This is a genomic window from Chloroflexia bacterium SDU3-3 (assembly GCA_009268125.1).
GTDB lineage: Bacteria > Chloroflexota > Chloroflexia > Chloroflexales > Roseiflexaceae > SDU3-3.
Genome location: WBOU01000003.1, coordinates 502,629 through 512,591 on the forward strand (window position 1 = coordinate 502,629; position 9,963 = coordinate 512,591).

Below are 9,963 nucleotides of genomic sequence, written 5' to 3' on the forward strand. Positions count from 1 at the left end.
GCTAGGTCGCCTTTGCGCCAATCGCCTTGGCCAGCACGTGCCGCAGCACATCCTGGTCAAATGGCTTCTCGATGATGAAATCCACCCCGCGCTCGCGGGCCTCGTCCTCATTCAGCTGGCGGCCCCAGCCCGTCATCAGCACGGTGGGCACGTGGGCCTCACGCTGCTTGATCTGGGCCAGCAGATCCCAGCCGCTCATGTCGGGCATGCCCTGGTCGGAGAGCACCACATCGAACCGGTCTGGCTCGAAGGTGCGCAGCGCCTCGATGCCGCCGGTGGCGGATGTGACGCGGTGACCCCAGCGGGTGAGCCGACGCAGCAGGGCGTCGCGGATCATCTGCTCGCTCTCCACCAGCAGGATGTGGCCAGGGATGATCGGAACCTCGCCCTGCGGCTCGCGCTGGGGGGTGTGCACGGGCAGGCGCACCGGCAGGCGGATGATGAAGCGGGTTCCCGCGCCGATCTCGCTCTCCACATCGATATTGCCGCCGTGGCTCTGGATGATGCCCAGCGAGACCGCAAGGCCCAGGCCGGTGCCCTGCTCGCCCTTGGTGGTGAAGAAGGGGTCGAAGATCCGCGAGCGGATCTCGGGCGACATGCCCACGCCAGAGTCGGCGATCTCCAGCACCACGTTGCCCTCGCCATCGCCCTCGGAGGGCGAGTCAAAGCTGGCGATCGTGATCTTGCCGCCCTTGGGCATGGCGTCCACCGCATTGATGATCAGGTTGGTGAGCACCTCGCGCAGCTCGGATGCGCGGCCCGCGATCGGCGTGACCGGCTGGAGCTTGCGCACGATCTCGATGCTGATGCCCCGACTCTTAGCCACATCGCGCCAGCGCGGCCTAGTGATGTCGATGGCATCGCAGGCCAGCATGTCCAGGCGCACCTCGGTCATGGGCGAGTCGTGCTCCATGCGGGCGAAGCCCTGCAGGCGGCGCACTGTCTCGCTGCCGTCCTTGGAGGCGCGCTCGATCACGCGCAGCATGTCGCGGTGCTCGGGGTCTTGGATCTCGTAGAGCAGCAGCTGGGCGTTGCCCAGGATGCCCGCCAGCAGGTTGTTGAAGTCGTGGGCCACGCCAGATGCCAGCTGGCCGACGACGCGCACCTTGTCAACCAGATTAAGGTTCTTCTGGGTCTGGGCCAGCTGGTTGGCCACCACCTCGCGCTCACGGTGCAGGCGGGCGTTGTAGAGCGCGGGGCCGAGGTAGTGGGCCAGCTCCATCAGGGTGGCCAGCTGGGGCTGCAGGTAGGCGCTCGGCTCGCGGCTGGCGAAGGTGAGCGCGCCGATCGGGTGCATCGCGCCCAGAATGGGCACCACGATGCTGGAGCGCAGCCCGATGGCCGCCAGCGGGCGGTCCTCGGCGAAGGCGCTCTGGCGCAGCTCGGACTGCAGCAGCGGCCCGGCGGTGCGGCAGGCCATCTGCCAGGGCGTGTTGGCGGCGGGCTGACGCGTGCCAGCGGGCAGGTCGGCCCAGTCGCGCACCGAGAAGTCGTAGACTGGCTCAACCGAGAAGGTGTCGTCGTCCTCATTGTAGAGCGCCAGCGCGGCGTAGTCGCAGGGCACCACGCGGCGGATGCGATGGATGGCGGTGCGCAGGATGCTGTGCAGCTCGCGCAGCACGTCGCGGGTGCTCACCAGCGATGTCAGCTCGCTGATCACCTCTAGGCGCTGGGCGCGATCCTGGGCCTCGGTATAGAGCCGCATATTCTCCAGCGCCACGGCGGCCTGGTTGGCGATCGCCGTCATCGCGGCCTGCTCCTCGTAGCCGTAGCGGGCCGGCTCGTCGCTCTCCAGCACCAGCACGCCCACCACGTGCCCGGCGCGGTGCAGCGGCGCGCCCAGCCAGCTCTGGGCCGGGGCGCTGCCCACGATCGGGCGGTAGCGCTGATCGCCGGAGGCGTGCTCCAGCACCAGCGCGCGCGACTGCGCCACCACGCCCTGGATGAGCGGCAGCGCATTCAGGGGCGCGCGGCGGTGCATAAGCGTGCTAGATGTGCTGTAGCCCCGGATGGCCACGGTGTCCACCATATCACCATCCACAAACAGCAGCGCGCTGCGGTCGAAGGGCAGCACCTGGCCGAGCTGCTCAAGGATCAGCTCGGGCACGCGGTCGGAGGCCATCGCGCCGCTGAGTGTCTGCGAGACGCGGTAGATCGCCTCGGCCATCTGGCGGCGCAGCTGCTCGTCGCGGAAGCGGCTCGAATTGGCGAGCGCGCTGGCCAGCATCTGGGCCAGCACGGCCAGCTGCTCCTCATCCTGCTGGCCGAAGGCGGCGGGCGTGGCGCTCTGCAGCAGCAGCACAGCCAGCACCTGCCGCCCGTGCACCACCGGAACCGCCAGCTCCGCCCGCGCCCCCGACGCGCCGGGCGCGGGCAACATGCCCTGCTGCATGCGTATGTCGTCGATCCGCACGGGCGCGGATGTAGCCACCGCACGGGCGGCGGATGTGTTCTCGCGCAGCGGGATGCGGGGAAGCGTGCGGTCCTTCGGGTCGGCCCCGTAGTAGTGGTAGGCCAGCATGTCGCCATCTACCAGCACGGCGGCCACCCGCTCGTAGCCCAGCAGATCGTGCATCGTATCGGCGGAGCGCCGCAGCAGATCGTCCGAGTCAAGCATCGTGCTCAGCTCCGACCCGACCTTCATCATTTGCTCCAGCCGCCCGATCGATTCGCTCATCAGCCGATTCTGTTTCTCCAGCTCGCGCGACGAGCGGATAAGCACATCCGACAGATCGCTGAAGTTTTGGGCCAGCCGCCCCTGGTCGCCCGCGTGGCCCACCGCGCGCATGCGCGCACCATCGGCCAGCGTGGTCGCGGCCGTCACCAGGTGCTCCACCGGGCTGACCGCCCAGCTCGACATGCCCCACAGCACCAGCACCATAAAGGCGGCGGCGGCCACCGCCAGCGGCCAGATCGGCAGCAGCTGGGCGGCCATCGCCTGGGCGTCGGAGGCCGTTGTCGGCAGCGTGCGCACGGGCAGATAGGCAAGCACATAGTAGGCAAGCGCACTCAAGCAGGCGATCAGGGCAATAGCGCTCAGCAGCGCTGCGAGAATCACCCGACGTGCGATAAATGAACGGTAGCGTGAACGCTGCATGCCACCATGCCTTCCCATCAGAAAATCATCGCCATGAGGCACAATAATACCGAGTGTGAATACGCCTTGTCAACATTCCCTAGGGTTAGGGGCATGCCACACATGCGCCCCAGCCAGAGCAAGATCGCAAATCGACCGCTGCAACAAATCCCCAGAGGCCCGCGTCGTAGTGGCAGGAGCACGAAGGAACCTGAAAGGATACCAAACCATGGAAAAACGACTCTACCGCAGCCGCGACCACCGCGTCGCCGGCGGTGTCGCGGGCGGGATCGCGACATATCTCAACATCGACCCGGTGTTCGTCCGCCTGGGCTTCGTCATCTTCTCGCTCTTCAACGGGCTGGGCGTGCTGCTCTACCTGGCGCTGTGGCTGCTGGTGCCCAACGCCGACAGCGTCTATGTCGACTCGCGCTCGCAGGTGCGCGAGAATGTGGACGAGATGCGCAGCGCCGCCGAGGATGTGATCAACCGCGTGCGCAGCGCCTTCAGCGCCTAGCGCCATCGGCACAAACAGGCGGGCCTGTGTGGCATACCCACACAGGCCCGCTTTTTCGCGCCCCCGCGCCCGATCAGGCCCGCAGCTGCAGGCGCGGCGGGGCCAGCACCACCCATACCAGCAGCGCCACCGTGGCCAGATTCCGCGCATTCAGCAGCCAGATCGTCCACGGCACAAAATCCAGCAGGCTCTGGTAGAAAAACGGGAAGAAGATAATCGTGGCGATACAGATAGCACCGAACAGCGCGATCTGGCCGGGGCGCAGCAGCAGCACAAAGGGTAGCAACCAGGCCAGATACTGCGGCGAATAGACTTTGTTGGCCACAATAAACACCAGCAGCGCCGCCGCGCTGGCCTGGATGAGCCGCGACGCCCACGCGCTGGGGTCGTCGCGCAGCATGCGGGCCTCATTGACCTCGCGCACCACCAGCGCCGCCACCAGCCCGCCGTAGAGCACCACGAACAGCGGCATGGCCCAGGGCAGCAGCGCCGTAGCCCAGGGCGACTCCAGGTTCAGCGAGCCATAGGTGAACACCACCGTGGCCGTGGTCTGCCCGGCCAGCACGCCCAGCAGCACCAGGCCGCCCGCCAGGCTTTCGATCTGAACCCCGCGATTCTCGTGGTAGAGCAGGAAGCTCAGCAGCCCGGCGCGCCCCACGAGCAGGAACGGCCCCACGGCCAGGGCCACGGCCAGCCCAGCGCCCAGCGCCAGCGCCAGCAGCTTGCGCCAGCGCAGCCGCGCCAGCGCGCGGGCCGCAAACACCGGCCCCAGCACCACCGGGTAGAGCTTGGCCGCGATGCCTAGCCCCAGCCAGCCGCCCGCCCAGCCATCGCGGCCCGCCAGCGCCGAGACCAGCGCCAGCGCGGTGAGCATGGCCGGAAACAGATCGAAGCGCCAGCCCAGCATGGGCGCGAGCGTGCCCACCAGGCCCGCCAGCACCAGCATGGCCACCCATGGTCGCCGCCCCACCTGCCGCGCCACCCGCCACATCGCCCCAGCTAGGATCGTCGCCCACAGGGCATTGCCCAGCAAGAACAGGCCGTTGATATACTTGATCGGCAGCGCATAGCCCAGCGTCACTATGCGCGGCAGCAGCATCGGCAGCAGCGCCAGCGGCGGGTACTCAACCTTCACATCGCGGTACGGCAGCTTGCCGTGGACAATCTCATTCGCATAGCGGGCGTAGATGTCCAGGTCGCCCTGCCACTGCGCCGTAGGCTTGTGGGTGGCCAGTGCGATCAGCACCAGCAGCACGCCGGGCAACAGCACCAGCAGAAACCATGGCCGAGAAAACACACGACGCATATCATAACCTCTGGTCACAAGACACAAGCGGACGCCAGCTGCTACCGGCTCCGAAGGCTACGGTAGCGGCTCAGAATAGCAATAAAGACATCGGCCATCAACAGCAGTGTAGCGATATTACGAATATTCAGCACCACTATACCCAGAAACTGCACTTGCTGCAACGATCGATAGGTAAAAGGATATATCAGCACCGAAAAGAGAACAATGACAAACAAATACAGTGACTGTCGCCGAGATAGTATAACGGCAAAAGGCAATATCCAGGCAATATACTGCAGCGAATAAACCTTATTGGTAATGATAAAGAGCAGAAGCACCACAAGCAAATACTGAAATCGCCGCATAAGCGCCGCTTCCGCATCAGGATCAGCAACGTGCTGGGATCGCAGTTCAGCCCAAAAGACAAACCCCAGGAAAAGCGCATACAGTCCGAGAAAAAGCGGCATCAGCCAAGGCAAAACCACAGTCGCCCAGGGCGAAGTCATGTGATGTGAGCCATAGTTATACTGCACACTCACCGTGGTCAGGCCCAGAAGCTTGCCGACCATGATGACCCCGCTCGCCACGCTCTCGATCTGCACGCCGCGCGCGCTATGGTAGCGAAACATTGCCAGCAGCCCATTGGCATCTATCAGCCAGAACGGCAGCACCGCCAGCAGCAGCGCCGCAGCCGCAGCCCCGGTCATGCGCAGCACATCGGCCCAGCGCCGCTGGACCAGCAGCCACACCGCCGCCACCGGGCCAAACACCGCTGGGTAGAGCTTTGCCGCCACACCCGCCCCCAGCCAGCCACCAGCCCATCCAGCGCGGCCCTGCGCCAAGCCCAGCAGCATCGCCGAGGTCATCAGCGCCGGAAACAGATCAAAGCGCCACGGCAGCGTGAGCGCGGCCACCGCACCCACAAGGCTCATGCGAAAAAGGAAGCTGCCCACGGCCAGCCCTAGCGAGCGCGCCAGACGGCAGCTGATCAGCACGATCAGGTAGAACCACAGCGTATTTTCACAGAGCAGCAGAAACCAGTAGACCGTAATCGACATGGGGAAGCCGAGCGAGAACATGCGTGGCAGCAAGATAGGAATCAGCGACAGCGGGGGATACTCGATCGGCAGGGTGTGGTAGGGCACCGCCCCCTGAAAGATCGCATTGGCGTAGCGGTAGTATAGCTTCACATCGCTCTGTCCAATCGCCACCGCAGGCCACGCGATCAAGGCGCTCAGAAAGAAGATCAGGCTCGGGATAGCGGCCAGCTGAGCAAGCCCCCGAGGCTTTGTCGATCTCATCATAACCACTCCGGATCTGGTAGCAAAGCGACGCATAAAAACGGGGGCGAGAACATGGTGATGTTCTCGCCCCCGAGGTGCTGCTGATGCAGCCCCAGCACTACTTGACGTCGACCGAAGCGCCAGCCTCGACCAGCTTCGCCTTAGCGGCCTCAGCCTCTTCCTTGCTCACAGCCTCCTTGACCGGCTTGGGAGCGCCCTCGACCAGGTCCTTGGCCTCCTTCAGGCCCAGGCTGGTCAGCTCGCGCACGACCTTGATCACGTTGATCTTGTTCGCGCCAGCGGCGGTCAGGATCACGTCGAACTCGGTCTTCTCCTCAGCGGCGGCGGCCGGAGCGGCATCGCCACCAGCGGCGGCAACCGGAGCGCCCGCGAACACCGGAGCAGCGGCGGTCACGCCCCACTTCTCCTCCATGGTCTTCTTCAGCTCGACCAGCTCGAGGACATTCAGGCCCTCGATCGACTCAATGATGCTGTTGACTTTATCGCTCGCCATGATATTTGCCTCCTAGAGCAAATTTAATAAGAACTAGAGATTTCATCTAACGAACAAGGGTGGCGCGCAGCGAGGCCGCGCGACCAAGCAAACTACGCCGAGGCGCTGTCGCCGCCCACCTGGTCGATGCGACCCTGGAGGGCGTAGAGCACGTTGGTGATCGCCGCGTTGAGCACGCCCACCACGCCCGACACCGGCGACGAGATACCGCCGACGATCTGGGCCAGCACCTGCTCGCGGGTAGGCATCTTGGCGACCTGATCGAGGGCATCTTCCTTCAGGAGGCTGTTGCCCAGCATCGCGCCGCGAACCTTCAGCTGCTTCTGGCCTTTGTTGAAGTCCTGGATGGCCTTAGCTGCCGCCGAGGCGTTGTCGTAGGCAAACGCCACCGCAGTGGGGCCAGCCAGTAGCTCGCTGAGGCCGGTGTGGCCGGTCTCCTTGGCCGCGATCTCCATCAGGGTGTTCTTGGCCACGATCAGCTCGGCCCCCGACTTGCGGAGGCGGCTGCGCAGGTCGGTGATCTCGGCCACGGTCAGACCGCGGTAGTCGGCCACCAGGGTCACCTGCGCGCGCGAAAGCTTATCGGTCAGATCAGCAACCTGATCAATCTTGCGCTGTGTTGGCATTGTGTTTCACCTCCCTCCTTTTGAGGAGTGTGTAGGCCGCATATGCGGCTCGCGCATCTGGAAGCCCTGAGGCCGCCAGATAAAGATACATTGCCGAGGGGGCGGGAGAGGCCATAGCAGCGGCACACAAAAAGGGCCGCTGTCCACAGACACAGCAGCCATCGGGCAGCATCACACCGCCTCGCATTGGTCTACCTCGGCAGGCGGCGCGAACGCCATTATGCAAAGCACCTGCTGTCTGTGGCAGCTATGAACTTTCCCACGGCCCTGGGCGAGGCCAGCGGCCCCGCCCGACAAGCAACATACAAACGACTAGCTAACCTTCATCGACTGCACATCGGCGACATCGACCGGAACACCAGGCGACATCGTGGAGGTGAAGGTGGCGCTGCGGATGAACGCGCCCTTGGTCGACGAGGGCTTGGCAGCCTTGACCACGTCCATCAGAGCCGCGATGTTCTCGTAGATCTGCTGGTCGGTGAAGCTGACCTTGCCGACCGCCACGTGCAGCAGGCCGGTCTTATCGTTGCGGAACTCCACGCGGCCACCGCGAACCTCGCGGATGGTGCGGGCCAGCTCCTCGCCGGGGACGATGGTGCCCGACTTGGGGTTCGGCATCAGGCCACGGGGGCCGAGCTTGCGGCCAATGCGGCCAACCTTACCCATCATGTCGGGGGTGGCGATCGCCACATCGAAGTCAAAGAAGTTCTCTTTGTCGATGCGGGTGATCAGCTCATCCGAGCCGACAAAGTCGGCGCCAGCCTCCTGGGCGGCAGCGGCGGCCTCGCCCTGGGCGAACACCAGCACGCGCACGACCTTGCCGGTACCGTGGGGCAGAGCCACCGTGGTGCGCAGGTTCTGGTCGGCGTGGCGGGGGTCGATGCCGAGGCGGAGGTGCACCTCAACCGTCGCATCAAACTTGGTGAAGGTCACCTGCTTGAGCAGGCTGATCGCCTCGTTGGCGGTGTACACGCGGCCCTGGTCGATCTTGGCCAGCGCCGATGTGTAGTTCTTGCCGTGCTTCTTGGTCACGTGTGTTTCTCCTCGTGGTCCGATCGAGCCTCGCGGCTCTCCCACGCTGTGGGGCAGGGCGCTCGCCCTACCGTCTCATACTAGTCGACGATCCGAATGCCCATGCTGCGGGCGGTGCCCGAGATGATCTTCTCGGCGCCAGCGATGTCGATCGCGTTCAGATCGCTCATCTTCTGCTCGGCCAGCTTGCGCAGCTGCTCGCGGGTGATCGTGCCGACCTCTTTGCGGTTCGGGGTGCCCGAGCCACGGTCGACGCCTGCGGCCTTGCGCAGGAGATCCGCCGCAGGGGGCGTGCGCAGCGTCAGTGTGAACGAGCGATCCGAGTAGACCGTGATCTCGGCGGGGATGATGCTCCCGGCCTGGCTAGCGGTCTTCTCGTTGTACTCCTTCACGAAAGCCATGATATTAATACCATAGCTACCGAGCGCCGGGCCTACCGGCGGCGCGGGCGTCGCCTTGCCTGCTGGCAGCTGGAGTTTGACAACGCCAACGACTTTCTTTGCCACAACAGTGCTCCTATGTGTACGCTACAAGCCGCAGCCCGTAGGGCCAATATCATGCTGCCTCTACAGGCCTGCGACCCGACACTCTAACAGACATGCTTTATTTAGTCAACTAGACGCATCACCTGGAGGAAGTCCAGCTCGATCGGTGCCTCGCGGCCAAAGAACGAGACCAACACCCGCACGCGCCCGCGCTCCTGATCGATGGCATCGACGACGCCCTCGAAGTCGGTGAACGGCCCATCGGTGATCTTCACCGGCTGGCCCACCTGGTAGCTGACGCGCACCTTCGGTGCCTCCTCCTCCATCTGGCGAAGGATCTTCTTGACCTCGTCCTCCTCCAGCGGCGTGGGGCGGTTGCCGTGGCCGACAAAGCTCGTGACGCCGGGCGTGTTCCGCACCACATACCACGAGTCCTCGGTCATGCGCATCTGCACCAGCACGTAGCCAGGGAAGACTTTTTTCTGCACCGTGCGTCGCTGGCCGTTCTTGATCTCGATCTCCTCCTCGGTCGGCACGATGACGCGGAAAATCTGATCACCCATCTCCATCGTTTCGATGCGGTGCATCAGGTTCTGCTTCACCTTGTTTTCGTAGCCCGAGTAGGTGTGGATCACATACCAGCGGCGTCCATCATCCTGGACAATCGGCTCGTTTTGGTGATCGATATCTGCCATAATCTTCCCAGGGGCAAGCTACAGCCTGCCAGCCCAGTTCTGCAGCTGAAGCAGCAGGAACTGAAAGATGGAGTCGGCGATAAAAAGCAAAAGACTAATAGCAGCTGAGACAATAACAACAACGGTTGTCAGGCGGACCGTCTCTTCGCGTGTCGGCCAAACAACCTTCTTCATCTCCGCACGCAACTCACGAAATGTGCGGACAACCAGATTTTCGCGATTCTCTTTTTCTTTGACAACCGCCATGCTACGCCTCTTCGCCCATATTCAGGATGCAACAGGGCGGGGGTATGCCCCGCCCTGCTCTACCAACACGGTTCTTACTCAACGATCTTGGTAACGACGCCCGAGCCAACGGTGCGGCCACCCTCGCGGATCGCGAAGCGCAGACCGTCCTCGATCGCCACCGGCACGATCAGCTCGACGTCCATCTCGACGTTGTCGCCC

The 9,963-nt window shown here is 64.2% G+C and carries 11 protein-coding genes and 1 other annotated feature; of the genes, 1 reads left to right on the forward strand and 10 read right to left on the reverse strand.

The features are described 5' to 3' along the window. Position 1: 1 nt before the first annotated feature. Positions 2 to 3,115, reverse strand: a complete 3,114-nt coding sequence (locus F8S13_07255; protein KAB8144659.1) for a GAF domain-containing protein — start codon at positions 3,113 to 3,115, stop codon at positions 2 to 4. Positions 3,116 to 3,305: 190 nt separating this feature from the next. Here F8S13_07255 and F8S13_07260 point away from each other — a divergent pair, with 190 nt between their 5' ends. Further along, entirely contained in the window at positions 3,306 to 3,593 is a 288-nt protein-coding gene (locus F8S13_07260) for a PspC domain-containing protein (protein KAB8144660.1), read from the forward strand. A gap of 73 nt (positions 3,594 to 3,666) precedes the next feature. Here the strand turns inward: F8S13_07260 and F8S13_07265 are convergent, their stop codons facing one another. From F8S13_07265 to tuf, 9 genes are all read right to left on the reverse strand, one after another. Beyond that, complete coding sequence (locus F8S13_07265; protein ID KAB8144661.1) at positions 3,667 to 4,899, reverse strand: DUF2029 domain-containing protein; 1,233 nt, start codon at positions 4,897 to 4,899, stop codon at positions 3,667 to 3,669. Positions 4,900 to 4,940: 41 nt separating this feature from the next. Continuing rightward, complete coding sequence (locus tag F8S13_07270) at positions 4,941 to 6,218, reverse strand: DUF2029 domain-containing protein (protein ID KAB8144662.1); 1,278 nt, start codon at positions 6,216 to 6,218, stop codon at positions 4,941 to 4,943. A 64-nt stretch (positions 6,219 to 6,282) separates the two neighbouring features. After that, a complete protein-coding gene (locus tag F8S13_07275) occupies positions 6,283 to 6,678 on the reverse strand; it encodes a 50S ribosomal protein L7/L12 (GenBank protein ID KAB8144663.1) in 396 nt (131 codons plus the stop codon). A gap of 92 nt (positions 6,679 to 6,770) precedes the next feature. Then, positions 6,771 to 7,304: a 50S ribosomal protein L10 gene (locus F8S13_07280; protein KAB8144664.1), complete on the reverse strand. Its 534-nt coding sequence runs from the start codon at positions 7,302 to 7,304 to the stop codon at positions 6,771 to 6,773. Between the two features lie 118 nt (positions 7,305 to 7,422). Continuing rightward, positions 7,423 to 7,566 (reverse strand) — a sequence feature (ribosomal protein L10 leader region). Positions 7,567 to 7,616: 50 nt separating this feature from the next. After that, complete coding sequence (locus F8S13_07285; GenBank protein KAB8144665.1) at positions 7,617 to 8,336, reverse strand: 50S ribosomal protein L1; 720 nt, start codon at positions 8,334 to 8,336, stop codon at positions 7,617 to 7,619. A gap of 80 nt (positions 8,337 to 8,416) precedes the next feature. Further along, complete coding sequence (rplK, locus tag F8S13_07290; protein KAB8144666.1) at positions 8,417 to 8,842, reverse strand: 50S ribosomal protein L11; 426 nt, start codon at positions 8,840 to 8,842, stop codon at positions 8,417 to 8,419. Positions 8,843 to 8,943: 101 nt separating this feature from the next. Then, positions 8,944 to 9,516 carry a transcription termination/antitermination protein NusG gene (gene nusG / locus F8S13_07295; protein KAB8144667.1) on the reverse strand — a complete coding sequence of 191 codons (573 nt, stop codon included), beginning with the start codon at positions 9,514 to 9,516 and terminating at the stop codon, positions 8,944 to 8,946. Between the two features lie 18 nt (positions 9,517 to 9,534). After that, positions 9,535 to 9,762, reverse strand: a complete 228-nt coding sequence (secE, locus tag F8S13_07300; protein KAB8144668.1) for a preprotein translocase subunit SecE — start codon at positions 9,760 to 9,762, stop codon at positions 9,535 to 9,537. A gap of 74 nt (positions 9,763 to 9,836) precedes the next feature. After that, a partial coding sequence (tuf, locus tag F8S13_07305; protein KAB8144669.1) for an elongation factor Tu occupies positions 9,837 to 9,963 on the reverse strand: 127 nt, incomplete at its 5' end.

Coding starts and splice junctions, on each gene's coding strand:
- F8S13_07270 (KAB8144662.1), bottom strand. CDS start 6,218: ATGCGTCGCTTTGCTACCAGATCCGGAGTGGTTATGATGAGATCGACA.
- F8S13_07255 (KAB8144659.1), bottom strand. CDS start 3,115: ATGGGAAGGCATGGTGGCATGCAGCGTTCACGCTACCGTTCATTTATC.
- secE (KAB8144668.1), bottom strand. CDS start 9,762: ATGGCGGTTGTCAAAGAAAAAGAGAATCGCGAAAATCTGGTTGTCCGC.
- F8S13_07260 (KAB8144660.1), top strand. CDS start 3,306: ATGGAAAAACGACTCTACCGCAGCCGCGACCACCGCGTCGCCGGCGGT.
- F8S13_07275 (KAB8144663.1), bottom strand. CDS start 6,678: ATGGCGAGCGATAAAGTCAACAGCATCATTGAGTCGATCGAGGGCCTG.
- F8S13_07280 (KAB8144664.1), bottom strand. CDS start 7,304: ATGCCAACACAGCGCAAGATTGATCAGGTTGCTGATCTGACCGATAAG.
- F8S13_07265 (KAB8144661.1), bottom strand. CDS start 4,899: ATGCGTCGTGTGTTTTCTCGGCCATGGTTTCTGCTGGTGCTGTTGCCC.
- nusG (KAB8144667.1), bottom strand. CDS start 9,516: ATGGCAGATATCGATCACCAAAACGAGCCGATTGTCCAGGATGATGGA.